Here is a 26,605-nt window from a genome sequence, read left to right on the forward strand (position 1 = left end):
CATGAAGACGGCCAGACATCAGAACATCTTCGACACCTACGACGGCGAATCGCCCATCTCCACGGAATTGCGCCGCCTCTACCACAACGCGAAGCGCGACGAGAGCCAGCGACACTACAAGTCGTTCCTTGTCACCAGTTCGACGCGCGGCGAAGGCAAGAGCACCATATCCTCATGGCTCTCGATGACCATCGCGCAGTTTCCCAGCAAGAAGGTGCTGCACGTCGATGCGGACCTGCGCCGGCCCCGCGCCCACGACATCTTCGGGGTGAAGAACGCGGTGGGGCTGAAGGACTGCCTCGCCAGCAACGTCGATCCCATGGACGTGGTCAAGAAGACGCCCATGGCCAACCTGAGCGTGATCACCGCCGGAGAGCGAGCGGAACAGCCCGGCAAACTCTTCGAGTCCGAACACCTCAAGGAAGTCCTCAGCAAGCTCGAGTTCTACTTCGACATCGTTATCGTGGACAGTGCGCCGGTACTCGCGGTCAGTGACACGCTCTTTCTCTGCTCTGAGATTGAGGCGATCATGCTGGTCGTGCTTGCCGGCGTGACGCCGCGCGAAGTGGTGCAGCGCACCAAGAACATCCTCGATGACTCGCACGCCAATCTCGTGGGCGTAATTCTCAACAACGTCAGCCAGGTCCTGCCCTACTACTACGACTACAAGTACTACGGCTACGAGGAAAGGAAGCCGCGCGATCGCGGTTCCACCCCGGGCAAGGGAAATGACGAATAGCACGGCCGGGCCCGCGACCGTGATCCAGGTGGTGCATAACCTGGACGTCGGGGGCCTCGAACGGGTTGTCATCAGTCTCATCGACGGACTCGATGCGACGCGCTACCGCAGCGTCCTGGTGTGTTTGCAGGACGGCGGTGCATTGCTGGGTGATATTCGCGCGTCCAACCTGCGCGTATACGGGCTGCGCAAGGGCAATCGCTTCAGTCTGCGCGCGCTGGGCCTGATGACGGCCATCCTGCGCCGGGAACGGGCCGACATCGTCCACTGTCACAACCGCGGCGCGCTGACCTACGGAGTGCTGGCCTCGGTGCTGGCGGGAAGGGGACGGGTGATGTACACCGCGCACGGCGTTCGCTCCGCCGGGAGCCTGCGCAGTATCATGCTGGGGTGGGGACGCCGGCGCGTGCGGCGGGTGGTCGCGGTGTCCGAAGACGCGCGCCGGGTGGCAACCGCGCAGGGACGCATGGACCCGCGCCGGACGATGCTGGTGATCAACGGAATCGATGTGCGGCGCTTCGATCCCGCGCCTGGCGCCGGGGACGTGCGGCGGGCGCTGGGCATCGAGGACGCTGCGTTCGTGTTTGGCATCGTGGCCCGACTCACGCCGGTGAAAGACCACCGCACGTTGTTGCGCGCCTTCGCGCGCGTGCAGGCCGCGGGTCACCGCGGGGCGCGCCTGGTCATCGTCGGCGGTGGCGAGAGCACGGACGAGGTCCGCGCGCAGGTGGATGAACTGGGGCTCTCCGGCCGCGTTGTGATGACGGGGGACCGCCGCGACGTGCCCGCGCTGATGGGTGCGATGGACGCATTCGTGCTCTCATCGTACTCGGAGGGCCTGTCGATCACCCTGCTCGAGGCGATGGCGGCGTCGTTGCCGGTGGTGGCCACCCGGGTGGGCGGCAACGCGGAGATCGTGCAGGACGGGGTCAGCGGACTTCTGGTGGAGCCGCGCAATCCGGAGGCCCTGGCGGCGGGGATGATATTCGTGCTGGAACGCCCCGACGAAGCACGGCGCATGGGTGTCGCGGGCCGCGCCCGGGTCGAGGCGGGCTTCAGCGAGCGGGCCATGGTGGATCGGTACGCCGCTGTGTACGACGAACTCCTCGCCGGACCGGATTTCTAGATGCGCGTCCTGGTGGTCACAAACCTGTTTCCCAGCGCCGGGCAACCGCGCCGCGGTCTGTTCAACTTTCAGCAGTTGCTCGCGCTGGCCGCCGCCGACGCGGTGCACGTGGTGTGCCCGTCCCCGGAACTGCCGGGCGGCGCCTTGCTGCGCCGCTTGCGCGGCCGGCCTGCCGTTGCGCGGGAGACGCACGCGGGGATTCGCGTCGATTATCCCCGCTACCCGTACCTGCCGCGCGTGGGTCAGGGCGTGCACGACCGCCTGTTCGAATACGGAGCCCGGCGCACCGTGGCCGAGGCGATGGCGGCGTTCCACCCGGGCGCGCTGCTGGCCACATGGAGTTACCCCGATGTTGTGGCCGCCGCCCGGCTGGCGAGGGAACACGGGCTGCCGCTGGTGGCGAAGGTGCACGGCACGGATGTGAATGATTATTTTCGGATGCCGCGGCGGCGGGCGCTGATCGTTGATGCCCTCATGCGCGCGCAGGCGGTGGTGGCGGTGAGCGCGGCCCTCGCGGAACGCATCCGCGAGGCCGGGATCCGGCCGGAGCGGATTCACACCATTCCCAACGGCGTCGACACCGCGCGCTTTGCTCCGCGCGACCGCTCCGCCGCACGCGCGACGCTCGGGCTGGCACCGAATGCTCCGCTGGTTCTCTTCGTCGGGAATCTCAAACCGGTCAAGGCGATCGATACGCTGATCCGCGCGTTCGCGGTGGTGGCGCGGGCGCGTGCGGACGCCGCGCTGGTGATCGCCGGCAGCGGGCCGCTCGACGGGCCGTTGCGCGCGCTGGCCCGGCAGCTGGGACTGGGCGGCGTCGTGCGCTTCACGGGCGGACAATCCCCGGAAGCGATCGCGACATGGATGAACGCGGCCGATGTCCTGTGTCTCCCGAGCCTGTCCGAGGGCATGCCCAACGTCGTGCTGGAAGCGGGTGCATCGGGGTTGCCGGTGGTGGCAACACGGGTGGGAGGGATCCCCGAGATCGTCCGCGAGGGCGTCACCGGACTGCTCGTGGCGCCATCGGACCCGGCCGCCCTCGCCGAGGCTCTTGCGTCGGCGCTGTCGCGCGCCTGGGCCCCGCAGGCGGTGCGCGCCGCCGCGGGACCCGTGTCATGGGATGAGAGCGCGGCCCGCCTGCACGAGGTGCTGGTGGCGGCGGCGGGGAAGCCGGGTGCCACGTGATCCGCGGCCAGGACATAGTTTATGTCGCCAACGACTGGCGCGCCGAGAACAAGACCAGTGCCCACCACGTGGCCGAGGTGCTGGCCCGCGGCAACCGCATCCTCTATATTGAGGCGGCGGGTCAGCGCGCGCCGCGCGCCTCGGGCCGGGACCTGCGCAGAGTCGTGCGCAAGATCGCCGGCGCGCTCAAGCGCCCGCGGCCGGTGGCGGAGGGCGTGTGGGTGTACTCGCCGCTGATTCTGCCCTTCCACCGCTTCGGCGCCGCCCGCCACCTGAACCGCTTGTTGCTGCGCAGCTTACTGCGCCTCGCGGTGCGCCGGGTTGGGTTCGAGCGGCCGTTGCTCTGGATCGTGCTGCCGCACTATTATTCCGTTGTTGACGATTTGCCCTCGTGCGGTGTTGTGTATTACTGCGTTGATGAGTACGCGTCCCAACCCGATGTCGACGGGGACGCCATCCGCCGTATGGAGGCGCACGTGTTGCGCAGGGCGGATGTGGCCTTTGCGGTTTCCGCCCCGCTGGTGGCGGCCAAGCAACAGCTCAACGCGAACACCTACGCGAGCCCCCACGGTGTCGATGTCTCTCACTTTCGGCGCGCCATGGAACCCGGCGCGGTTCCCGGTGACGTGCGCGATATACCGCGCCCGATAGCGGGGTTTTTCGGTCTGATCGAGGAGTGGATCGATTTGGAGTTGATGGAGACGGCGGCGCGCGCGCTTCCCGGTGTGTCGTTCGTGCTCATCGGCCGTTCCGCGCGGCCGTTGGGCCGGCTGACGGCGCTGCCCAATGTGTACGTGCTGGGGCAGCGTCCCTACGCGCAACTGCCGGATTATCTGCGGACATTCGATGTGGGTCTGTTACCATACCACCTGAATACGCAGGTGATGAACTCGAACCCGAAGAAGCTGCGGGAGTACCTGGCGGGAGGGAAGCCGGTGGTATCCGTGCGCGTTCCCGAAGTTGAACGCTACTCCCGTCTGGTGCGGATCGCGGACGGCCCCGAGCAATTCACCGCGGCGATCGCGGAAGCGATCGCGGAGACGGGGCCGGAGCGGTCACGCGAGCGCGCGGCGGCCATGGAGGCGGAGTCCTGGGAACAACGGGTGGCCAACGTCTCCGACATCGTGGTGCGCCATATTCCCGCGGTGCGGCATGACTGACCGGACCACACGGGGTTGCGCCGTTGCCGGGCGGCAGGAGCCGCGCGGGTATGCGTATCGGGGCGTCCGGTGGAGCACTTCTTGCACGCCAGACGGTCACAACCCATCGCCTGTTTCCGGTTGGTCGCGCCGATTCCGTCCTGTGCATCGGGGCGGAGCGCCTGATCGCATTTCGCACTGACCCTACGCACTGCCCCAAGGAGGCCGACAGCGTCATGTCAATACACAGAAAATCCATCGTCGCAGCGCTGAGCCTGGCGTTGGCGCTGTCATTCCTCGCGGCGGGCGGTGCTTCCGCCGCCACTTACTACGTATCCAACAGTGGAAGCGACTCCAGCGCCGGTTCCCAGGCCGCGCCGTGGCAGACCCTGCAGAAGGCCGCCGCAAGCATCAGCGCCGGCGACGTGGTGCTGGTGTCGCCGGGCACGTACGTCGGCTTCAATATCACTTCCGGCGGTACATCGTCGTCGCCGAAGACGTTTCGCGCCGACGGGGACAACGTGATCATCAACAGTCAGAACGCCAGCACCCCGGACAACATCAACATCGAGAACGCCGACTACGTCGTCGTCGAGGGGTTCGTGGTGCAGGACGCGCCACGCGCCGGCATCCGTGTGGCCACCTCGCGCGGCGTCGTGTTGCGCAACAACTACGTTCATCGCTGTGCGCGCTGGGGAATCTTCACCGCCTACGCCACGGACATCCAGATCCTGGACAACGTGTGCGCCAATTCGGGTGAGGAGCACGGTATCTACGTGTCCAACAGCACCGTCGCCAGCGACAATCCCGTCATCCGCGGCAACGAGTGCTTCGGAAACCTCCACAACGGAATCCAGCTCAACGGGGATTGCACCTCCAGCGGTGACGGCGTGATCAGCGGCGCACTCATCGAGAACAACATCATCCACGACAACGGATGGAAGGGCTTCAGCCTCATCTCCGTCCAGAATTCGACCATCCAGAACAACATCCTGTATTACAACGGCACGGCCGCCGGGGCGGGTGGCATCCACCTCACCGATGAGCCCGGCTGCAACCGACCCAGCAACAACAACATCGTGGTCAACAACACGGTGGTCGAATTCAACATCGCGGGAATTCGCATCGGCGACGGTTCCACCGCCAACATCCTGTTCAACAACATCGTTGCTGCCAGCAGCCTGGGGAGCACGATCATCGATGACGTGGGTGGCAACCAGATCCACGGCACCTCCAACCTGCGGGTCACCTCCACCGCGGGGCTCTTCGTGGATGCCGCGGCGCGGGATTACCACCTGGCCAGCGCGAGTGCCGCGGTGGACGTGGGCGTTGCCACCTACGGTGGCGCCAGCGCCCCGACGGTTGACTTCGCCGCCGCGGCGCGCCCGGCGGGCAACGGCTACGACGCCGGGGCCTTCGAGCGCGCGGGCGCCGCACCCCCTCCGCCTCCGCCGCCACCCCCGCCGACGGGAATCATCGCCACACACCCGCGCATCCTCGTGCCCGGGGGACGGCTGGCCGAGCTGCGCCAGTCGGGATGTTTCGATGCAAGCGGGAATCCCATTCCGGGCTGCACGCAGACCGCGCAATGGAACGGGCTCGAGGACATCGTCGAAAACCGGCCGGAGCGCGCCAGCGCGCTGGAATGGGCGATGGCCTTCATGGTGACGGGGAACGCGACCTACCGGACCAACGCCATCGCCGATGCGGACGCGCAGGTTGCGGCGGGCGTGGATCCCATCGTTGCGGCAAACTACCGTTTCCTGTATGTGCGCGACTACCTGCGCAGGATCGCCTGCACCTATGACTGGCTCTACGGTGACCTGAGTGCCGCGCAGCGCACGAACTACAAGAACTACATGCTGATGCTCATCTACCTGACGTGGAACGACGACGCGACCACCAAGGCGATCTACGACATCGGCAACTGGGGTGCCAACGCGCCCGGTAACAACTTCTACTACAACTTCATCCTGGCCACGGCCTACGCGGCGCTGGCCTTGCACGGGGAGAACACCACACAGTTCACGTGGGGAGGGACGACGTACCCCTTCAAGCTCACCCTCGACGGGGTGGACTACACCAATATACTCGACTTCCTGTACGCCAAGATCACCGACGAGTCCATTCCGAAGTGGCTCAACACGTACGGCAAGGGCGGCGGCTGGCACGAAGGCGACCAGTACGGTCCATCCGCCAAGCGCCACCTGTTCGAGGCGTTGGTGATCCTGCGCCGCGCCGGTGGCCGCGACTTCTTCAACGATCCCGCCACCAGCTTCCCGCTGGAAGCCGCGTTGTACAAGTTCTACTCGACGCAGCCGCGCGGGCGGCTCTTCTACTCCGGCGGCGACGCGGGGCGCGAGCCCACCTTCGGTATCTACGACTATGACCGGCACGAGATGATATGCCTCGCCGACGGACTCGAGGGCAGAGCGGAGTCCGCCTACGCGCAGTACTGGGTCAACCACTTCTACCCGCTCGCCGACGGCACCGGGCAGCAGGTGGTGGACTTCATGTTCTACCGGCCGGTGCTGCCTGAGAGCCCGCTGTCCGCGCTTCCGCTGAATTACCGGGCGGAGGGAATGGACTGGATGAACAGCCGCTCGAGCTGGGGCGACGACGCAGTGTCGGTGAGCTTCGTCTCCACCGACGCGGTGGCCGGCCACCAGCACAACGACCAGAACGCCTTCCAGATCTACCGCGGCTCATCCGGCAGCCGCCTGGACGGCTGGCTGGTGACCGACACGCAGCCGTTCGCCACCGGCAACCGCACGGCGACGGCGTCGCACAACACGATCATCGTGGACAACGCCACCTGCCAGCGCTACGGCAGGGGAACCGGCAACATGGAGAAGTACAGCGCAGTGATGAACACCAGTCCCGCGTACGTCTACACCATGGGTGACGCCAGCGACGCCTACTACGACGACCTGGAGGTCAACTGCTACAGCCAGGATGGCACCAAGCAGCTCACCACCTTCCAGCGCGAGCTGGTGCACGTGCTGCCGGGATACATCGTGGTCTTCGACCGCGTCACACCCATCAACCCCAACGCGAAAGTGCGCAACTTCTTCCACTACTCGAACCAGCCGGTGGTGACCGGCGACATGCTGGAAGTGACACGCGGCGACGGCAAGGTGTTCCACAAGGTGCTGCTGCCGAACAATGCGCGTCTGACCACCATCGACGAGCAGATCGGTGATTCCAAGACCATCACGACCTGGCGCCTGGAGGCGGAAGCCACGCCGGTACCGAACCACCAGTTCCTGAATGTGTTCTACGTCACCTCGGCCGGCACCGTGCAGATGCCCGACGCCCTCGTGGTCCGTTCCGAGCAGCAGAACATGGTGGGAACCCGCATTGCGGATCCCGCGCACGACATCGTGCTCATGTTCTCGGCCGATCCCACCGGGGCGGCTCCGGGCGGGACCATCGAGTACAAGGTGGGCTTCAGCAATGGCAGCCAGCACTTCCTGTACGACCTCGTGCCGGGCACCGAGTACACGGTCGACGTGGCCCAGGAGAACGGGTTCTTCTCGGTGAAGGTTGCGCAGGGGCCGGGTGTCATGACCACCGACGCCGGCGTGCTCCACTTCGAAATCGACGCGGTGAACCTTGCCGCGCTCGGCAGATAGAAGGGTGTCAGGCCGTTTGTGCGCCCCAGTGCGGCTGAGATCGAGACTCGGATAGGCCAGAACCTGCAGCGCTACTTCCCGGGGCTCAGCCCCGGGAGCGCGCAGGTTCGCTGTGCGCCGTTCGCGGAGACGTCGTCGTATCCGCTGGTGCACTGTGGCGTCTTCGACCGGGCGACATCGGCACGCCGCGCCGGCCTGGTGGTGAAGTTCCCCCCGACGTGGTCCACCCACGACGAAGCGGAAACCGAGCACCGGCAGTTGAGCCGCATGGCCGCCGTGCTGGGAATCGGCGGCGGTCCGCTGCGCGTCCCACGTCCCCTCGACTATTTCCCCGACTGGTCGGCGCTGGTCACTGAAGAGGTGGGCGGAGAGCGTTTCTCACGCCGCCTCATGCGCGACACCAGCCGCTTTGCGGGACGACCCGCCGCGGCGCGCCTGGCCGGCTGGGTGCGCGATTGCGGCCGCTGGCTCGCCGCGTTTCACCAGGCCACCGCCCTGGCCGGGGAGGCGCCGTTCGGCGACGCGTTTCGGGATCCCATCATGCAGCGCCTGGAGAAACTGCAGACCCAGGGCCTGCCGGCGGCCGTCGCCGCGCGGGTACAGGAAACACTCGGCGCACTGCGGGGGTGGGGGACGGATCGCGACGTCCCCGTCGCGTGCCTCCACGGGGACTTCGGCCCGCAGAACATTCACGTGGCCCCCGAATGGATCTGCGTCTTCGACCTCAGCTACGACCGCCCGGCGGCCATCTTCGACGACGTGGCCTACTTTCTGGTCACGCTGGAGACCATGAGTCCATGGCCACGCCACGTGTTCTTCGACCGCGCGCGGGCGCTGGCGTTGCGGGAACCGTTTTTGCAGGGCTATGGCCGCGGCACGGATGGAGATGACGCAACCGCGCTGGAAGGGTACTATCTGAAAGCGCTCGTGTTCCGCTGCGCGAAACAGCGCCGGAACGTCGCGGCGCGCGGCCGCCTGCCGGCGGCGGCGTTCGACCGGGTGTTCGTGGCCCGGCGCTACCCGGAGCGTCTGGAACGCCAATGTCGTCTCATTCAAAAATTGCTGTGAGTTCCGTACCCGACGTGTCCACCCCTTCACAGAGCTTCGACCCCCGCGGTCTCTCGGTTCCGGTGCTCATGTACCACAGCGTGGGGCGCGTGCTGCCGGACTGGGCCTGGTCGGAGCTGACCACCCCGGCGGACGTCTTCGAGAGCCACCTGAGGGCCCTCGCCGCCGCCGGCTACCGCGCCGTCTCGCTGGCGCAGTGGCACGACCACGTGAACGGGACCCGCGTGCTGACCGGCAAGCCGGTGGTGCTAACCTTCGACGACGGCTACCTGGACAACTGGACCCACGTGGTGCCGCTGCTGGAGCGCTACGGTTTCTGCGGCACGGTGCTCGCGACGGTGGAGTTCGTGCAGCCGGATGACGCCGTGCGTCCCACCCTGCGCGAGGCCGGGCGGGGAGAACTCGCCGAAGACGCGCTGGAAACACGCGGCTTCATGTCTTGGGAGGAACTCCGGCGCGGCGCAAACAGCGGTGTGCTCGATGTACAGAGCCACGCGTTCACGCACACGTGGTACCCGGTGAGCGACGAGGTCGTCGACTTCCATCACCCCGGAGACGCGTACTACTGGCTGGACTGGAACGCGTACCCGGACGGAAAACCATTCTACCTGTCGAATCTCGGCCGCTCGCGCGTGCCATTCGGCGTTCCCGTCTACCGGCACGAGAAGTCGCTCGCCTGCAGGCGCTTCCACGCCGATCCTGCGGAGTCGGAGCACTGCGCCGGCGTGGTAGCACGCAGCGGCGGCGACGCGTTCTTCTTGCAACCCGGCTGGCGCGACCGGCTGGGCGAAGCGTTGACGCAATTCCGTTCCGGTCGCGCGCGTCGTGGCCGGGTGGAAACGGACGCGGAACGCGGCGCGCGACTGGAGCACGAACTGGTGGGGTCGAAACGCGCTCTGGAACATGGCCTCGGGCGCCCGGTGGACTTCTTCGTGTGGCCGGGTGGAGGTTACGATGACGACGCGCTGCGCATGGCCCGCCAGCACTACAAGGCCGTCACCCTGAGCGGCGCCGAGCGCATGCGCTACCGCAACCGGCCGCTGGAGAATCCGGGATCGATCATCCGGCGCGGTGCACCCACCATCGAGACGGGTGCGGCGGAGCATTACGCCCCCGGCCGCTATCTGGTGGACTTCATCGAGGAGTTTCGCGGGGTTCCCGGTGCGCGCCGCCGCCGCCAGGCGCGCAAGCTCGCCTACCTTGCCGCGGCCCGGCTCGGCTTGTGGCCGCGGTAACCATGGCGTCGCGGTCCCGGCATCTGCTCCTGGTCACCTACCATTTCCCACCGTCCGCGGCCAGCGGATCGTTCCGCCTGCTTGGATTCTCGAAGTACCTGCCGGCGCTGGGCTGGAAGGTCACGGTGGTGGCGCCGCCGAGCATGCCGGGAGAGCCGGTGGATCCGGGGCTCGCAGCGCAGGTACCCTCGGGTGTGGAAGTGCGCGCGGTTGCTTACCCCACGCGCGGCGGAAAACCGGTGCGCGTTTTCTTCCCGTACGCGGCGTGGCTGGCGCCGGCATGGCCGGCGGTGCGCGACGCCGCCAGGAACGGGCGGCCAGACGTGGTTCTGACCTCGGGACCACCGCACCTCGTGCACCTGCTGGGACTGTGGATAGCGCGGCGCCACCGCACGCCGTGGATCGCAGACTTCCGCGACCCGTGGGTAAACGATGGGCTCGGGCGGCCAAGGCGCTGGATCGACCGCTGGTTCCAGGTCTGCGAGCGGAGCGTGTACCGAAACGCCGACCGCATCCTCGCCAACGCACCCAACGCGATGGACGTGTACCGCCGCGACTACCCGCGCCAGCAGCACAAGATCCGCATGCTCACCAACGGCTTCGATCCGCATCTCGTGATGGCGTCGCCCGCCCCGGCGCTTGCGCCGGGAAGCCCGCTGCGCCTGGTCCACGCCGGCGAGATCTACCTGGGCCGCGATCCGCTGCCGCTGCTCGATGCGATGCGCGAGATCCAGCAGGCGACGCCCGTGGGCGGCCCGCGCCTCGAGCTCCACATCCTGGGACGCGCCGAAAGGGGACGCGCACAGATGGAAGCGGCGATTCGCGAACGCGGACTCACCGACAGCGTCGTGTTTCGCGGCCAGGTGTCCTACCAGGAGTCGCTCGCGGCCATGGCCGAGGCGGATATCAACGTTCTGTTCGATACGCCGAACCGGAAGTTCGGTGTGCCGGCGAAGCTCTACGAGTATCTCGGCGCGGGGCGGCCGGTGCTGGCGCTGGCCGAGTCCGACGGTGACACCGCCAACATCCTGCGCGAAGCGGGACTGCGCCACGCAATCGCGCATCCGCTTCGCACCGGCGAGATACGCGACGCGCTCTCCGGCCTGATCGCCGCCCGGGGTGAGGGAAGCCCCGTCATCGCCGATCCCGCGCGGCTGGCGCGTTTCACGCGGGAGAACCTCGCCGGGACACTCGCCGGGATCATGGACGAAGTCCTCGCCGAACGGGAGGCCAGCCGTGTCCAATAGGCGGCTCACCGTCGCGGCCACGTTCGTCGGGACCCTGTTCCTGACCTTTTCGCTCACGTACCTGCTCTTGCAGGACGAACGCATGGCCATGGCCGGGGGAGTGGGTGTGGTGGGGCTCACCGTCATGTTCGTGGAGCCTTTCGTCGGACTGGTGAATTACCTGCTGTTCATCTACCTGCGCCCGCAGGACTACGTGCGCGCACTGATGGGCATGCCGCTGATGCTGATGATCGGTGCCGCCACCTGCTTCATGGTGGTGCTGCACATGGCGGTGCTGCAGCGCACCATCACGCTGGCCAGGTCGCCCAACAACCTCCTCGTGCTGTGGTTCGGGGCGGCCATTGTGGTTTCGCAACTGGCCACCCTGGTGCCGGTCGGGGTGATGTCCGCCGTGACGGATTTCGTCCCCACGCTGATCCTGTACCTGCTGGTGGCCAATCTGGTCACCAGCGAGCGCCGCCTCAAGTTCGTGATCAGCCTGCTGGTGGTGTTGACGATGACACTGGCGGTGCAGGGCGTGGTGCAGATCCACACCGGCCAGGGCCTCGGCGGGCAGGACACGTACGACGGACGCATCCGCGCCATCGGCATCTTTTCGGACCCCAACGATCTTGCGCTGGCGCTGGTCATGGTGCAGCCGTTCCTCCTGCTGAAACTGCTGGAGCCGGCCAAGCCCGCGGAGAAGCTGTTGGCGATGATCGGCATGGCCGTCCTCACCTACGGCCTCTTCCTCACCCAGTCGCGCGGGGGACTGATCGCGTTCGGCCTGCTGATGATGATCGCGCTGAGCCGCCGGCTTGGCCGCGCCATCGGCCTGTCGATTGGCGGGTTCATGATGCTGATCATCGTGGTGCTCTCCCCGCGCATGGCGAATATCTCCGCGGAGGAGGGATCCACCTACGGCCGTATCGAGGCGTGGACCACCGGCTTCGACCTGTTCCAGCAGTACCCGCTGTTCGGCGTTGGCTTTGGCAATTACACCGAGCATCATTTTCGCACCGCGCACAACTCGCTGGTGCTGTGTGCCGCCGAGCTGGGCGTATTCGGATTGCTCGCGTGGGTCATGCTGATCTACATGTCCATCAAGAACCTCGGTTTCATCGCGCGCGAACTGAAGGCCAGCGGACGGCGCGAAAGCGCCCTGTATGTGGAGAGCGTCCGCTACGGCTTCTTCTCGTTCATGGTGGCCGCGTACTTCCTGTCGCGAACCTACAACGAGTTGCTTTTCATCTTCCTGGGGTTGACCACGGCCATCACGCACATGTTCGTGCGCGGCTCGAGCGAGCGCTATGTATTGATGGACCGGCGTGATTTCGTGTACGGCATTGCGGCCACGATCGGTGCGATGCTGCTGACCAAGTTCTTCCTGATAACCGCGTGGTGATGTGGGCGTGTCTATTCTCGTTCTGATCCTCGTCGCCGGCGTACTGGTCGCGGCACTGGCGCGTTTTGCGCTGGCATTGCGGCGGCGCGGCGTGCACCACGTGCTTGCCGACCGCGCGCGCCGGCCGCGCCGGCCCGTGGCCGGCCCGCGGCACGTGTTCTTCTCCGTCGTCGACCACTTCGAACCCTTCTGGCACAACCGCGACGTCCGCCTCGCCCGCGAGCGCGTACAGCGATGGATCGACGCCTACCCCGGCATCGCCGGCCGCTTCCACGACCGCGGTGGACGGCCGCCACGGCACGCGTTCTTCTATCCCGAAGAGGAGTACCCGCTGGACCCGGTGTGCATGGAGATGCTGGCGGGGCTGTGCCATCGGGGCTTCGGCGAGGTGGAGGTGCACCTGCACCACGACGCCGACACGTCGGATGCGCTGCGCGGGCGGCTGCTGGCATTCACGCGCCGGTTGCGGGGCGAACACGGACTGCTGCACGCGGGAACTGACGGAGAGGACGCGGCCTACGCGTTCATTCACGGCAACTGGGTACTGGGGAACTCGGGGCCCAACGGGAAGGACTGCGGCGTCGACGACGAACTGCTCGTCCTGCGCGAGACGGGATGCTACGCGGACTTCACCTTTCCGTCCGCGCCGCACCCGTCGCAACCGCCGGTCGTGAACCGCATCTACTACCCGGCGGGGGACACGACCCGCGCGCGCGCGCATTTCCGGGCCCGGGACGCGCGCTTCGGGTCCCCGGGCGGCGCCGGGCCGTTGATCGTCAACGGCCCCCTGGGGCTCAACTGGGGGCGGCGGCGGCGCGGGATCCTGCCCTCGGTGGAGAACGGCGACCTCACCGGCATCAATCCGCCGTCCCCGGACCGCACCGATGTGTGGATGCGCACGGGGGTCTCTGTGGCGGGCTTCCCGCGCTGGATCTTCGTCAAGGTGCACACACACGGGGGACAGGAGCGCAATGCCGTGCGACTGCTGGGAGACGACCGCGGGCTCGCCGCGCTCTTCCGGGACCTCCTTGCCCGCTATGACGACGGCGAGCGCTTCATCCTTCATTTCTCGACGCCGTGGGAGATCTTCCACGCGGTGCGGGTGTTGGAGTCCGGGGACACGGCCGCCATCGATGCGATCGAGCGCTTCGAGTACCCGTTCTGACCCCGGCCGTATCGTGCTCCCGCTGGCGCGCCGGAAAGGGCGACATTATCCTTGACCAAAGCGCGGCGATCCCTAATGGTGTGGGCGTTCGCAGCGCGGCAAAGCCCCGGCCGCCGTGCACGGTTCTTGCAGCCCCTTGACCGTCGCAAGTAAGTCCTGTTCCATATGGTTTCTCATCGGCTGATTCGTCGCCTTTTTGCGCGCCAGGCGCGCTCCCGGGGATTGCCCATGTTTCGTCAATGCATCTCGATCCTCCTGCTCGCGGGAATTCACGCCGTATCCGTCCCCGGCGCAGTGAACGCCGCGAAAAGCGGTACGGCAGCCGCGAACGGCACGGCCGCGACCAGCACTCAGATCATCCTTTTCGACCTGCCGCCGGCCGGCAGCTATGACGTGCGGCGCAACGGAACGCCCGCCGGATCGGTCACGGCGAATCCTGCCGGCACGTTCAGCTACACGTCGCCCACCAGCGCCGGGGACCGCATTCTGTTCACGCTCACCGGAGTGAACCCGGTCACGCCCGGCGCACCCGCGTCGTTCGTGGCGACGGGGAACAGCCAGGGCTGTGTCGCCCTTTCGTGGAACACGCCGCCCGCCGACGACTATGTGACGGCCTACTCGCTGCTGTGGGGAACGACGCCGGGGGTATACACGGATTCGTTGCAGTTCGGGCGCCTCGAGGTCGTGCAGTCCGGCAACACCTCGCGGAGCACACGCTGCGGCTTCCCTTCGGGGACCTTCCATTTCGCGCTGCGCGCGTACAACTCGTTCGACCTGTACAGCGCGCTCTCGGTGCCGTCGACGACGACCATCTCCAATGAGAACACCCAGGGCCCGCCGGCACCGGGCAACGTGGCGGTGACGGAAACGCCGCCGGGCTGCGCCCGGGTCACCTGGACCGCCTCCGGCGATCCCACCGTGACCGGCTACCGGCTCTACCTGGGCACCCGCCCGCGTTCGCAGGGCGCCTACAGCGACTCCAGCGACGTGGGCCTGGTGGTCACCGGCTCCTTCTGCAGCCTCGCGCCGGGGACCTACTACGCCGCGGTGCGTGCCAGAACCGGCACGGGCATCTTGAGTGCCTACTCGAGAGAAGTCTCGGTTTCTGTTATCGGACCTGACGTTACGCCACCGGTCGTGTCGGGCATGTCGCCCGCCAACGGCGCCAGCAACGTGCCACGCAATACCAGCGTGTTCTTCGTGGTGACCGACGCGCGCTCCGGGGTCAACTTCAACTCCATCGTGGTGACGGTGGACGGGCAGCAGTGCCCGGGCACGGTTACCACCACGCCCGGCGGCTACGCCGTCCAGTGCCAGCCCGCCGCACTCCTGCCCGCCAACAGCAGCGTGGCGGTGTCGGTGTCCGCGCAGGATGGGGCGTCGCCGGCCAACACGGTCAACACGTCGTGGTCGTTCCAGACCGGCGCCAACGCCGTCAACGATGTCGACCCGCCGGTGATCTCGTCACCGGCCCCGGCGGCGGACGCGAACGACGTGCCCCCGCGGGCCACCGTCGCCGTGACCATCAGCGACACCGGCCTGGGCGTCGATCTGAGCACGGTGGAGATGGTGGTCGACGGTACGGTGGTTGCGCCGTCGGTGGAGGGAACCCCGGCCAGCGTACGGGTGTCCTGGCAGCCGGACCCGCCCTTCCAGGCGGGGCGCACCGTTATGGTGCGGGTCGACGCATGCGACCACGCGTCCCCGGCGAACTGCGCGGCGACGTTCTCGTACAGTTTCACGGTAGGCAATCCGCAGGTTGCGGCAGAGCCCGGTGCCATCGTTCCCGACGGCTTCTGGGCCGACGATCCCTCGCGGCCGATGGAGGTGCGCAACCTGCCCGCCTCGTGGCGTGTGCGCATCTTCGACCCGGCCGGAACGCCGGTGCGACGCTTCACCAACAGCCAGGCGGGGATCACCTGGACGTGGGACTTCCGTAACGACAACGGCGAACGCGTGGCGCCGGCGCTCTACCTCGTGCGCGTCACCGACAGTTCCGGATCCGTGCAGGGAACCGCCCGCTTCCTGGTGCAGTCGCACTGATGAGAGCGGCCTCGCCCGCGCCGCGGGCCCTCGCCGCTTCGCTGCCGATCGTCCTGCCGCTGCTCCTCGCCTACGGCTACGTGCTGCTTTCCCTGGCGGGGCAGTGGGCCGACGATCCCAACTACGCCCACGGGTTCTTCGTTCCCATCATGTCCGCCTGGCTCGCCTGGCGGCGGCGTGACCGCCTTCGTGCCGCCCCCCGCCGGCCCAACCCGGCGGGAATCCTCGTGGTGGCGGCGGGCGCGGCCCTCTACCTGGCCGGGGTCTTGGCCGCGGAGCTCTTCACCACCCGCGTCTCACTCGTGGTCGTGCTCACCGGGCTGGTGCTGGCCCTGGAGGGCAGCGAGCGCCTGCGGGTGATGGCGCTTCCGCTGGGCTTTCTCCTCTTCATGATTCCGCTGCCCTACGTGGTGTACTACCGGCTGACGTTTCCGCTCCAGATAGAGAGTTCGCGCATCGCGGCGGGTCTTCTCACCGCGGCCGGGCTGCCGGTGGTCCGCGAGGGCAACGTGATCCACCTGGAGGGCTACGCGCTGGAAGTCGTCACCGCGTGCAGCGGGCTTCGCTCCATCATGACACTGGGCACCATCGGCGTGTTCATCGCGACGTTGCTGCCCATGTCGCGCGCCGGCCTCGCCGGCTACCTGCTGCTCATCGTCCCGGTGGCCATGGGGGCGAACGTCCTGCGCCTCGCGCTGACGGCGGCCATCGCCGCCGTCGCCGGGCCGGGTGCGGCGGAGAGTTTCCTTCACGAACTCTCGGGGCTCGTGCTATTCGTTCTCGGGGTGGTGGCGTTGTTCATTATTGCATGGGGGTTCCGGTGGGCCGATCGCAGGCGAAGTGGATTGTCGCGTCGATAATCGCGGTCGCGGGCATTTCGGCGCACGCCATTCGTGCCACCGAACCGCCCGACCGCGGGCCGCTGCGGCTGGAAGAGGCGTTGGTGGTGTCGACGGATACGACATTCGTCGACGAGACCCTCGAATCGGACTATCGCGAAACGCTGCAGGCGCGCGAAGTCATCTATCGCATGTACGCACCCGAATCCAGCGCGCCGGTGTGGATGCTGCTCGCGTATTTCGATCAGCAACGCGAGGGTTCGCAGGTGCATTCGCCACGCCATTGTTACCCGGGGGCGGGATGGAGTATCGAGGGTGAAATCGAGATGCAGGCGGCCTGGCGCGACGGGAGTGTGCACGCGCTGCTGGTGAGCAACGGCGTCGCGCGCAGACTGGTGTGCTACTGGTACCAGATGCCGGGCCGCATTACACCGGACGTGCTGGATCTCAAGCTGGCGCTGACGCGCCAGGCGGTGCTGCGCCGGCCGCAGGACGTGGTGTACGGCAACGTCTCCACGGTTCTGGAAAGCGACGTGGCGGCGGCTTACGATCGCCTCGCGCCCTTCGTGCGCGACGCGGAAACCGAGATCGCGCGGCTCTACCGGGAGCAGGATGAACGTCGGCCAGATACTGACTGATTATCTCGACGGGCTCACGAATGCCCGGCTTGCCCTTCGCTCGCCGAGTGTGCTGGCGCCCTTCGTGGTGTTCGCGCTCGCCCAGGCCGCGCTGCTCACCCTGCTCGCCTTCTTCGACTGGCCGCCGGCCGCGCCCGTCCTGCTGCCGCTGGTGCGGGGTCTCGGCGGCGAACCTGCCATCCATTATCCGATGCACTTCGTCCTGCTGCCGAGAATGTGGGAACCCGTGTACCTGACACTCGTGGCCACGCTCGGTTTTGGCCTGTGGACGTTCGCCGTGTGGACCATGGTGAACCACCACGAGGTGGGCCAGCGCATCGCCGGCCGCCGCTTTGCTTCTGTGCTGCCGTCGGTGCTGGCCGTGGGTGTCGTGTTTGTGGTGGTCAGCGCGGGACTGGGGCGAATCCTGGGAACGCTGGTGGAACGGGTTCCCTCCGGCATGCCCTCGCGGGTGGTACTGGGAGGCGCGATCCTGGTGGTGGCCGCCGCGCAGGCGATGCTCGTGTATGCACCCGTGGTGCTGCGCCTGCGCGACGTCAACGCCATGCAGGCGATCCGCGCCAGCGTGCGCTACGCGTCGCGCAACTTCTGGCCGACGGCGCTGGTGCTGGCGACGGTGCTCGCCGCGCACATCCCCCTCGACGCCATGATCAGCCGTGCGGACCGGGTGGCCCTCGCGTTTCACCCCGAGACGGTGTTCTACTTGATGCTCGGTTCCATCGCGCTGGAGATGGTGACCGCATACCTGCTCTTTTCGGCCGTGGTCGGGCTGGCACTGCCGGAAGAGGGAGGATTGCGATGAGGCGGGCAACGCCCCTGCTGCTCCTGCTCGCGCTGGCCACGGCGTGCGCCCCCACGGACGGCCTGCTGGCGCGCTATCACATGGAACAGAAGATGTGGCGCGCGCAGTTCTATCAGCGACGCATCAAGATCTCGTTTCTGCGCGCGTCGCGACACGACATGCAGATGGCGATCGCGGCATTCCGCGATGTGCTTGGTTCCGACCCCACCGCCACCCCGGCTGCGGCGGCGTGGGACGCCGTGGTGCGCGAGGACATTCGCAACATGATGGTGGTTTCGCGTATCGCGCTGGCCAATCTCTACTTTCTCAGCGAACGCTACGCGGACGCGGGAACGCTGTACCAGCAGACGCTGGAACTGGGAGATCTCTCGCTTGACCGCTCGCTCGAAGCCCGGCTCGGCGCGGCGCGCTCGTTGTACCTCAGCGGCGAGACCAGCGAGGTCATGGCGCTGTGCGCGGAGATATTCCGCGAACTGGCGCAGAATCCCGTCTTCCAGACGGGTGAGAACGAAGTGGACCCGGTATTCATGAATGTGCCGGTGGCGCTGGTGCGGATGTACGTCGAGGCCGGCGACACCAGCCGCACGCAGGAATTCTCCCGCCTGGCGCTCGACTTCTACGACGGGCAGGCGGGGCGGCCCGGGGCCGCCGAGAGCGCCCTGGACGCCCGCCTGGGCGCCCTGCAGGTGTGTCTCGCAGTGCGGGCCTGGCCGGAGGCAGTTTCGCGCCTCCAGGCGATTCTGGACGATCCTGGGCTTGCACCCGACGCCCGTCCGGGGCTCGAACTCCTGCTGGGCGAGATCTTCGCCTTTCCGATGGGGGACGAGGCGCGGGCGGGAGCCATTCTGCAGCGCGTGGTGGACCAGTATCCGGGCAGCGGCTACGACTTCGCCGCCGCCTATGACCTCGGCTCGCTGCGGGCTTCCCAGGGGGACAGCGCCGGGGCGGAGGCGATATTCCGGGCCATCGAGACGGACAACGGCGCACCGGCGGCGGTGGCCTCCCGGGCCATGTTTGCCCGCGCGCGCCTCATCGAGGCCCGGGGGAACTGGGACGAGGCCTACGTCATCTACCGGCGGGTTTTTCAGCTGTATCCCAACACCATGGCGGCCATCGAGGCGCCACTGGTGGTGACGCGCCACTTCGTGGCCTCAGGAGAAGTCGCGCTGGCCCGGCGCACGCTGGAGGGCGCGCGTGAGTACTACATGGCCCTGCTGGACCGGGGCAGCCCCTTCGCGGGGGACCGGCTGGTCGTCCAGGCCGCGCTGGCGGAGTCCTTCACGACGGCGGGGGACGCCGCGGGGGTTGCGGAACTGCTCGGATCCGGATCTCCCAACTGGGACGAGGCCAGCAGCGCGGCCGGAATGCTAAGGAGCGCAGAGCTTTACGAGACCGTGCTGGGAGAGCCCCAAATGGCCGCAGAAATGCTCAAAAAATGTGTTGAGCGATTCCCGGAAACACGGTATGCGAATGTAGCTCAACGTCGTCTGGACGAGCTGGAGGGCCGGTCCCCGTGAGGGGAATCCGGCGCGTGGGCCGGAACCGCGAAGCACGGCGCGGAAACGGTCGCGGGTGGGTGATCGGGTCTCGTCCGGTGGCGGCGCCCCACCAGAAATTACGTGATCAAAACGCTAGCCACGGTTGGATAAACCGTGCACTTTTGAAACTCGAACGGGAGGCCGCTGGCCTGTGCTGGCCGCTTGCGCCGCGCCCTCGTGGCACGGCGGGTAACGGTCGGGCACGCCCCGGGGCGATCGTCCTCCGCGTGAGCCGATTGGCGCTCATTGGCCCCCGCTTTGCTGATTGGATCATGAAGCCTTTACTCTTTACAGCCATACCTGGTGCGGCAAGGATGACCAGCATGCGCGTATCCGCAACGAGCCGCTCATTGGCCCGGGCCATCGCCCTGGGCGCCGCCATTCTGGCGGCGGCCGGCCCTGTCAGAGCGCAAAGTGGCGCCGGAACCTACGCGGCGCCGTTCCTCAAGATTCCCGTCGGCGCGCGGCTCATGTCGTCGCCCGACGCGGTGGCGGGCCTGAAGCCCGACGCCAGTCTCATGTATTCCAATCCGGCCTTCCTCTCCGGCGTGTCGCGCACCGAGGCGTTCGTATCGTCGGCCGAGTGGCTGGACAACCTGGTTTTTAGCGCGGCCGGCGTGGCCCTTCCGGTGGGCGACGGCAGCACCGTGCTGGGCTTCGGTACTACGTTCCTCTACTCCGGTAATCTACGCGGATACAACGACGCGCTCTCGGTGGTCACCGAGGAGAGCTACTACAACGTGGGTTTCGACGCCACGGTGAGCCACTCCTTCCGCGGCACCGGCCTCTCGCTCGCGGCCGGCGCGACCTACCTGCGCGAGCACGTCTACCCGCAGAACGGCAGCGGCTACGCGTTCCACGCCGGCGCGTCGTACTGGGCGGGGCGCAACCTGCTGCACCTGTCCGCGCGCGACCTCGGAAGTTCGGTTACGTATGACGCGGGCACCTGGGAGGTGGCTCCGGAAGTCGTGGTCGGCGGCGGCCGCGTGTTCGATTCGCGCGTGGGGAACTTCTTCGCTGGCGCACAGGTGGCGAATTCCGACGCCTACGGCACGCGCGTGCAGCTCGGTGTTGACTATCAAATAAACACGATGTTCACGCTGCGCAGCGGCGTCACCAACAACGTCGACATCGGCGAGTCGATTCCGTTCAACGCCGGATTCGGCCTGAACTATGGCGCCATGACGGTGGAGTACGCCTACACCCCGCAGGAGTTCTTCTCCAGCACCCACACGTTCTCGCTCCTCTACGCCTTCGGCACCGCGACTCGCTCGTCGAGCCGTCCCGTGACCGTGCCGGCGGGCGACTTCGCGCCACCGGTGGCCAAGTCCGAACCCGTGCCGGTGCCCGAACCCGTCGTGCCGCTGCGCGCGCCGGCCCAGAACGGCGCCGCGTACGTGCTGGTGGCCGGTTCCCACGGCTGGCTCGAGAGCGCGCGCGCCGAGGCACGTGCCCTGGAGCTCCTGAAGATTCCGGCCAAGGTCGAGTCCGAGGGGACGCGCTTCCGGGTCGTGGTGGGGCGTTACGACTCGCAGGCCAGCGCGAACAAGGCCCTGCAGCACTACAAGTCGCTCGGTCACGTGTTCATCGTCGTCGCCGAGTAGGAAGCGCGAATCCGGGCTCGCACCCTGTGGAAGGGGCTTACATTGTGCTTTTCTTCCCAAACCCCGGGGGCGCCTGCGTAACTTTGTAAGTGACAATATTGCAATTTGTTATCTCAGTTCCCGGGTGCGGGGTTGGGGAAAACCCCGCGCCCGCTTGTACTCCACTCTGCGTCCGCATCGCAAATCATCCCGCCGCGCCCACCCGCCGCATCACGTAAGAGTTTTAGAAATAATACGTTAGCAGGCTTATCCACTAACTTGCCTGGAACCCCTTGGTTCCGTCCCCGCGTGGCACCGAACGTGCACTTGGAATGCTCGCCGCGAGGGGCAGGGAACGCCCCTGGGGTCCTGTGTCGGGCCCGCCAACCTCTCGCCGGCTTCGCTGTTTTTCCGACAACCACGCGTTACCCGAACCATCATGGCCAGTTTCGGTCACAGATTCGCCCGCAGGGCCGAGGAGCAGGCCGCCTGGGGATTCCCGGCGCAGCCGCTCGTTCTCGATCACGTCCGCGACGTACGGCTCGTGTGCCGTGACGCGTCGGCCTGCTGGAAGCGCGTCCTGGACATCACGCTGAGCGTGCTCGGCCTGGTGCTGACGGCGCCGCTCATGCTGGCGACCATCGTCCTGATCAAGGCAACGTCCCCGGGCCCGGTGTTCTACCGCCAGGAGCGCATCGGGCTCAACCGCCGCAGTCAGGATCGCCGCGGCCGCTCCGGGCAGCTCGGCGAGGATCGGCGCGGCCGGGACCGGCGCGTGCTGGTCAACTTCGGACGCCCCTTCACCATCTACAAGTTCCGCACCATGGTGGTGGATGCCGAGCGGGGAACGCCCCCCATGTGGGCCAAGGAGCGCGACCCGCGCATCACGCCGCTGGGGCGTATCCTGCGCAAGACCCGTATCGACGAGCTGCCCCAGTTCCTCAACGTGCTCCGTGGCGACATGAGCATCGTGGGCCCCCGGCCGGAGCGCGCCTACTTCATCGGGCGCATCGAGAAGGAACTGCCGGAATTCCAGCTGCGCCTGCGCGCCAAGCCCGGGATCACCGGACTGGCACAGGTGGAGCTTGGCTACACCAACACCGATGAAGGGCTGCGCGACAAGCTCCGCCACGATCTCGAGTACATCGGGCGCGTGAGCCCGGCCATGGACCTGAAGATTCTTCTGCGCACGTTCTTCGTCGTGCTGACGGGCCGGGGCGCCCATTAGCCCGGCCCTTTGCCCCGCACCATCCCACGCGTCACCGGCCGCCCCGCGCCCCTGCGCGGGCACGTAACTTGCTGCTGCACACGCATCTAACTAAGGGTGCGGCCACGCTTTTGCTTGCGGACCCAGCCCGGGCGGGGCATGCTGATCGGGGCGGCCGGCAGTCCGGCCAGAGGAAGCGGCGGCCCGCCGCTCCCGGCGCCCGGGGGGCCACGGAGGACGGTCTTGAGTCAGCAGACACCACGCGTCAGCATCGGATTGCCCGTCTACAACGGGGAGGCGTTTCTCGCGGAAGCGCTCGACTCGCTGCTCGCCCAGACCTTCACCGATTTTGAATTGATCGTGTCGGACAACGCGTCCACCGATGCCACCGCTGAAATCTGTCGTGAGCGGGCCGCGCGTGACGCGCGCGTGCGCTACCTGCGCAACGAAACCAACGTGGGTGCGATGCGGAATTTCAACAGTGTGTTCGAGCTGGCGCGCGGTGCGTATTTCAAATGGGCGGCGCACGACGACGTGCACGAGCCCACCTATCTGGAGCGCTGCGTCGATGTCCTCGACCGCAGTCCGGACGTGGCACTGGTGTATCCGGCGGCCCGCAACATCGACGCGAACGGCGAAACGCTGGGGACGGTCCTGCAGGGGCTGCGCTCCGATCGCCCCAGCCCCGTGGTCCGCTTCCGCGATCTCATCCGGCGCGACCACTCGTGCGTCGCGGTCCTGGGTGTGGGGCGTTCGGAGATCTTCCGCAAGACGCGCATGCTCGCCGGTTACGCGGACTGTGACCGGGTGCTCCTCGCCGAGATCGGGCTCGCCGGCCGGATCGTCGAACTGCCCGAGCCGCTGTTCGTGCACCGCCAGCACCAGAACCGTTCGGTGTGGCAGTACCGGACGCGCCAGAAGCGCAGCGCCTGGTTCGACCCGTCGCGGGCCGGCCGGCCTGCGTGGCCGTACACGCGCCAGTACCGGGGGTACCTGACCGCCATCAATCGCGCGCCGATTTCTCCCGCGCAGCGGCTGGCATGCCACGCGCTGATGTTCGAGTGGCTGATTCACAACGCCGACGGACTGTGGGAGGACCTGAGCTTCGCCATGACCCATCGACTGCGCCCCATAAAGCGCAAGCTGATGCCCGCGTCCGCCAGGGAAAGCGGCGCCGGGGGGAGGCGCGACACGTGACCCGCCCCGCGGAAGTTCCGGCCGCCGGCCCCTTGTTCCCGGACATCGGCGTCATCGCCCTGGTGCCGGAGCGCTGGGGCGGCATGTGGCTTTCCCGCCACCAGATTCTCTCGCGGTTGTCCCGCTACTTCCACGTGGTGTGGCACAACCCGGCGCGCCCCTGGAGGCATGCGCTGGCGACGCCCCGCATCGCGCACCCCGACGAAACGCCGCCGCCCGCGCGCGGCTTCACCGTCTACGACCCGGCGCCCTGGTTCCCGAGGCTCTATCGCCCCCGCTCGCTGGCGCGGGCCAGCGAGCGCGGACGGCTGGCGCGGGCACGACGCATCCTGGAGGACGCCGGGTGCACACGCATCGTGCTGTACATCTGGCAGCCGAAGTTCGCGGGTGCCGTTGACCTCGTGCCGCACGACGTGTGCTGCTACCACATCGTCGACGAGTACTCCTTCTCGGACGTCGAAGAGCCGCTCTCCCCGGTGGAACGGCGCCTCATCGAGCGGGTCGACCAGGTGATCGTGCACTCACCCGCGTTGCGCGAGAAGAAGGGCAGCCTGAACCCGAACACGGCGTACGTCACCAACGGTGTCGACTACGACGCGTTCGCCGCCGCGCGGCCCGAGCCAGCCGACCTGGCGGGCATCCCGCGGCCCCGCATCGGCTACGTGGGGCGCATCAAGTCGCAGATAGACTGGGGCACGCTCACCGCCATCGCCGGCGCGCGCCCGGACTGGTCGCTGGTGCTGGTGGGCCCCATGGGTCCCATGGGTGAACAGGAGGCGGAGCGCGCGCGTCTGCTGGAGATGCCCAACGTCCACTACCTGGGAAACAAGCCGGTGGGCGAGGTGCCCGCGTACATCCAGCACATGGACGTGTGCCTGCTGTGCTACGCGCTCACCGATTACACCAAGTTCATCTTTCCGCTCAAGCTGCACGAGTATCTCGCGTCGGGGCGGCCGGTGGTGGGATCGGATATCCGTTCGCTGCGCGATTTCACGTCCGTCATCCGCATCGCCCACGACCCGGCCGGCTGGGTCGAGGCCATCGGCGCGGCGCTCGCCCCCGGGGAAAACACCGGCGCGCGGATGGAGCAACGCCGTCAGGTGGCGAGGCAGTACGACTGGAACGTGCTCGCGCACCGCGTGGCGGGCCTTCTGTGCGCGCGGCTGGGCGGCGATTGCGCGCGTGAATTCGCCACCCTCCCGGCGGGGCAGAGCCATGCCGCGACCACCGCATAGCAAATCGAAAGGACGTACGATGAAGGTACTGGTGACGGGAAGCAGCGGGTATATCGGGACGGTCATGGTGCCGATGCTCTTGAAGGAGGGCTTCAAAGTGACCGGGCTGGACACGGACTACTACCGCCAGTCCACGTTTGGAAGCTGGGAGCCCCGTGTACGCACCATGGCGCGCGACGTCCGTGACGTGACCGAGGGTGAGCTCGCCGGGTTCGACGCCATCATCCACCTGGCGGCGCTCTCCAACGACCCGCTGGGGAACATCAACCCCGACCTCACCTACGACATCAACCACCGGGCATCGGTGCGTCTGGCGGAACTGGCGCGGGGCGCCGGGGTCCAACGCTTCGTGTTTGCGTCCTCCTGCAGCAACTACGGGGCTGCGGGCGACGACCTGGTGGACGAGAACTCGGCGCTCAACCCCGTCACCCCGTACGGGATCTCCAAGGTGCGCTCCGAAGAGGATATCTCGAAGCTGGCCGGCGCAGACTTCTGTCCCACCTTCCTGCGCAGCGCCACCGCCTACGGGGTGTCGCCGCGCCTGCGCTTCGACGTGGTGCTGAACAACCTGGTGGCGTGGGCGTTTGCCTCCGGCCGCGTGTACCTCAAGAGCGACGGGACGCCGTGGCGGCCCATCGTCCACATCGCGGACATCTCGCGGGCCTTCATCGCGGTGCTGAAGGCACCCCGCGAAGCGGTGCACAACCAGGCCTTCAACGTGGGACGCACGGATCAGAATTTCCGTATCCGCGAGATCGCCGACATCGTCAAGGACACGGTGCCCAACTGCGAGATCGAATACGCGGCGGATGCGAGTCCCGATCTGCGCAACTACCGGGCGGACTTCGGCAAGATTGCGCGCGTACTTCCTTCCTTCCAACCGGAGTGGGACGCGCGCGCCGGGGCCTCAGAACTCCTGCAGGCCTACCGTGGTGTGGGGCTCAAGGTGGAGGATTTCGAGGGGCCGCGCTACAAGCGCATCGATCAGATCAAACTCCTGCTCGGCGGCGGCCGGCTGGCCACGGACCTGCGCTGGACCGCCTGATGCACAACGCGCGTACGGACAAGGACAGGGAGGCCGTGAACACGATGAATGCCGTTTCCAGTTTCAGCGGACGGGGATGTCTCTCCTGCGGGTCGAAGGACCTGCATTCGGTGGTGGACCTGGGCATGTCGCCGCTGTGCGAGAGCTACGTGCCCGCGGACAAGCTCAACAGCATGGAGCCCTTCTACCCGCTGCACGCGTTCGTGTGCGCGTCGTGCTGCCTGGTGCAGCTGGACGAGTATGTCTCGCGCGAGGACATCTTCACCGAGTACGCCTACTTCTCCTCGTACGCCGACAGCTGGGTCCAGCACATGAAGGACTACGCGGACATGATTCGCTCGCGCCTGGGACTCACGGGCGAGAGCTTCGTGGTGGAGGTGGCGAGCAACGACGGGTACCTCCTGCAGCACTTCGTGGCGGCGGGCATCCCGGTGCTGGGCATCGAGCCGGCGGCCAACGTGGCCCGGATCGCGGTCGAGCGGGGCATACCCACCCTGGTGCGCTTCTTCGGCGAGGAAACAGCGCGCGAGCTGGCCGCGGAGGGGCGCCGCGCGG

The 26,605-nt window shown here is 67.3% G+C and carries 21 protein-coding genes; all 21 read left to right on the top strand.

Annotation, left to right across the window (positions count from 1 at the left end; genetic code table 11):
* Nucleotide 1: 1 nt before the first annotated feature.
* Complete coding sequence (locus OEX18_04220) at nucleotides 2-739, top strand: CpsD/CapB family tyrosine-protein kinase (protein ID MDH4336463.1); 738 nt, start codon at nucleotides 2-4, stop codon at nucleotides 737-739.
* Nucleotides 729-1,865, top strand: a complete 1,137-nt coding sequence (locus OEX18_04225; protein ID MDH4336464.1) for a glycosyltransferase — start codon at nucleotides 729-731, stop codon at nucleotides 1,863-1,865. The genes OEX18_04220 and OEX18_04225 overlap by 11 nt, the downstream gene beginning before the upstream one ends.
* The gene (locus OEX18_04230) at nucleotides 1,866-3,050 is read left to right on the top strand and encodes a glycosyltransferase (protein ID MDH4336465.1); all 1,185 of its coding nucleotides are present in this window, start codon (nucleotides 1,866-1,868) and stop codon (nucleotides 3,048-3,050) included.
* Nucleotides 3,047-4,210, top strand: a complete 1,164-nt coding sequence (locus tag OEX18_04235; GenBank protein MDH4336466.1) for a glycosyltransferase — start codon at nucleotides 3,047-3,049, stop codon at nucleotides 4,208-4,210. Before OEX18_04230 ends, OEX18_04235 begins: the two co-directional genes overlap by 4 nt.
* Before the next feature lie 215 nt (nucleotides 4,211-4,425).
* The gene (locus tag OEX18_04240; protein MDH4336467.1) at nucleotides 4,426-7,824 is read left to right on the top strand and encodes a right-handed parallel beta-helix repeat-containing protein; all 3,399 of its coding nucleotides are present in this window, start codon (nucleotides 4,426-4,428) and stop codon (nucleotides 7,822-7,824) included.
* Between the two features lie 18 nt (nucleotides 7,825-7,842).
* Nucleotides 7,843-8,892, top strand: coding sequence for a phosphotransferase (locus tag OEX18_04245; GenBank protein ID MDH4336468.1), 1,050 nt, complete (start codon nucleotides 7,843-7,845; stop codon nucleotides 8,890-8,892).
* Nucleotides 8,893-8,906: 14 nt separating this feature from the next.
* On the top strand, nucleotides 8,907-10,127 hold the full coding sequence (locus tag OEX18_04250) for a polysaccharide deacetylase family protein (GenBank protein ID MDH4336469.1): 1,221 nt from the start codon (nucleotides 8,907-8,909) through the stop codon (nucleotides 10,125-10,127).
* A 2-nt stretch (nucleotides 10,128-10,129) separates the two neighbouring features.
* Nucleotides 10,130-11,374 carry a glycosyltransferase family 4 protein gene (locus OEX18_04255; GenBank protein ID MDH4336470.1) on the top strand — a complete coding sequence of 415 codons (1,245 nt, stop codon included), beginning with the start codon at nucleotides 10,130-10,132 and terminating at the stop codon, nucleotides 11,372-11,374.
* Complete coding sequence (locus OEX18_04260) at nucleotides 11,364-12,758, top strand: O-antigen ligase family protein (GenBank protein MDH4336471.1); 1,395 nt, start codon at nucleotides 11,364-11,366, stop codon at nucleotides 12,756-12,758. Before OEX18_04255 ends, OEX18_04260 begins: the two co-directional genes overlap by 11 nt.
* 7 nt (nucleotides 12,759-12,765) lie before the next feature.
* On the top strand, nucleotides 12,766-13,923 hold the full coding sequence (locus OEX18_04265; GenBank protein MDH4336472.1) for a hypothetical protein: 1,158 nt from the start codon (nucleotides 12,766-12,768) through the stop codon (nucleotides 13,921-13,923).
* 228 nt (nucleotides 13,924-14,151) lie between these two features.
* The gene (locus OEX18_04270) at nucleotides 14,152-15,966 is read left to right on the top strand and encodes an Ig-like domain-containing protein (GenBank protein MDH4336473.1); all 1,815 of its coding nucleotides are present in this window, start codon (nucleotides 14,152-14,154) and stop codon (nucleotides 15,964-15,966) included.
* Complete coding sequence (locus tag OEX18_04275; GenBank protein MDH4336474.1) at nucleotides 15,966-16,826, top strand: exosortase/archaeosortase family protein; 861 nt, start codon at nucleotides 15,966-15,968, stop codon at nucleotides 16,824-16,826. The genes OEX18_04270 and OEX18_04275 overlap by 1 nt, the downstream gene beginning before the upstream one ends.
* Nucleotides 16,787-17,443: an EpsI family protein gene (locus tag OEX18_04280; protein ID MDH4336475.1), complete on the top strand. Its 657-nt coding sequence runs from the start codon at nucleotides 16,787-16,789 to the stop codon at nucleotides 17,441-17,443. The genes OEX18_04275 and OEX18_04280 overlap by 40 nt, the downstream gene beginning before the upstream one ends.
* Nucleotides 17,418-18,245 carry a hypothetical protein gene (locus OEX18_04285; GenBank protein MDH4336476.1) on the top strand — a complete coding sequence of 276 codons (828 nt, stop codon included), beginning with the start codon at nucleotides 17,418-17,420 and terminating at the stop codon, nucleotides 18,243-18,245. Before OEX18_04280 ends, OEX18_04285 begins: the two co-directional genes overlap by 26 nt.
* Entirely contained in the window at nucleotides 18,242-19,762 is a 1,521-nt protein-coding gene (locus OEX18_04290) for a tetratricopeptide repeat protein (GenBank protein MDH4336477.1), read from the top strand. Before OEX18_04285 ends, OEX18_04290 begins: the two co-directional genes overlap by 4 nt.
* A 344-nt stretch (nucleotides 19,763-20,106) precedes the next feature.
* The gene (locus tag OEX18_04295; protein ID MDH4336478.1) at nucleotides 20,107-21,387 is read left to right on the top strand and encodes an SPOR domain-containing protein; all 1,281 of its coding nucleotides are present in this window, start codon (nucleotides 20,107-20,109) and stop codon (nucleotides 21,385-21,387) included.
* A gap of 418 nt (nucleotides 21,388-21,805) precedes the next feature.
* A complete protein-coding gene (locus tag OEX18_04300; protein ID MDH4336479.1) occupies nucleotides 21,806-22,594 on the top strand; it encodes a sugar transferase in 789 nt (262 codons plus the stop codon).
* 222 nt (nucleotides 22,595-22,816) lie between these two features.
* Nucleotides 22,817-23,770: a glycosyltransferase gene (locus OEX18_04305; GenBank protein ID MDH4336480.1), complete on the top strand. Its 954-nt coding sequence runs from the start codon at nucleotides 22,817-22,819 to the stop codon at nucleotides 23,768-23,770.
* On the top strand, nucleotides 23,767-25,005 hold the full coding sequence (locus OEX18_04310) for a glycosyltransferase (GenBank protein ID MDH4336481.1): 1,239 nt from the start codon (nucleotides 23,767-23,769) through the stop codon (nucleotides 25,003-25,005). Before OEX18_04305 ends, OEX18_04310 begins: the two co-directional genes overlap by 4 nt.
* Nucleotides 25,006-25,024: 19 nt before the next feature.
* On the top strand, nucleotides 25,025-26,050 hold the full coding sequence (locus tag OEX18_04315; GenBank protein MDH4336482.1) for an SDR family oxidoreductase: 1,026 nt from the start codon (nucleotides 25,025-25,027) through the stop codon (nucleotides 26,048-26,050).
* A gap of 44 nt (nucleotides 26,051-26,094) precedes the next feature.
* Nucleotides 26,095-26,605: SAM-dependent methyltransferase (locus OEX18_04320; GenBank protein MDH4336483.1), on the top strand; the 511-nt coding region annotated here is incomplete at its 3' end.

It is taken from the genome of Candidatus Krumholzibacteriia bacterium (assembly GCA_029865265.1).
In the GTDB taxonomy this organism is placed as follows: domain Bacteria; phylum Krumholzibacteriota; class Krumholzibacteriia; order WVZY01; family JAKEHA01; genus JAKEHA01.

Excerpts from the sequence above, each read along its gene's own strand:
- OEX18_04220 (MDH4336463.1), top strand. The coding sequence starts at position 2 with ATGAAGACGGCCAGACATCAGAACATCTTCGACACCTACGACGGCGAA.
- OEX18_04225 (MDH4336464.1), top strand. The coding sequence starts at position 729 with ATGACGAATAGCACGGCCGGGCCCGCGACCGTGATCCAGGTGGTGCAT.
- OEX18_04230 (MDH4336465.1), top strand. The coding sequence starts at position 1,866 with ATGCGCGTCCTGGTGGTCACAAACCTGTTTCCCAGCGCCGGGCAACCG.
- OEX18_04240 (MDH4336467.1), top strand. The coding sequence starts at position 4,426 with ATGTCAATACACAGAAAATCCATCGTCGCAGCGCTGAGCCTGGCGTTG.
- OEX18_04255 (MDH4336470.1), top strand. The coding sequence starts at position 10,130 with ATGGCGTCGCGGTCCCGGCATCTGCTCCTGGTCACCTACCATTTCCCA.
- OEX18_04270 (MDH4336473.1), top strand. The coding sequence starts at position 14,152 with ATGTTTCGTCAATGCATCTCGATCCTCCTGCTCGCGGGAATTCACGCC.
- OEX18_04275 (MDH4336474.1), top strand. The coding sequence starts at position 15,966 with ATGAGAGCGGCCTCGCCCGCGCCGCGGGCCCTCGCCGCTTCGCTGCCG.
- OEX18_04285 (MDH4336476.1), top strand. The coding sequence starts at position 17,418 with ATGAACGTCGGCCAGATACTGACTGATTATCTCGACGGGCTCACGAAT.
- OEX18_04290 (MDH4336477.1), top strand. The coding sequence starts at position 18,242 with ATGAGGCGGGCAACGCCCCTGCTGCTCCTGCTCGCGCTGGCCACGGCG.
- OEX18_04295 (MDH4336478.1), top strand. The coding sequence starts at position 20,107 with ATGCGCGTATCCGCAACGAGCCGCTCATTGGCCCGGGCCATCGCCCTG.
- OEX18_04300 (MDH4336479.1), top strand. The coding sequence starts at position 21,806 with ATGGCCAGTTTCGGTCACAGATTCGCCCGCAGGGCCGAGGAGCAGGCC.
- OEX18_04315 (MDH4336482.1), top strand. The coding sequence starts at position 25,025 with ATGAAGGTACTGGTGACGGGAAGCAGCGGGTATATCGGGACGGTCATG.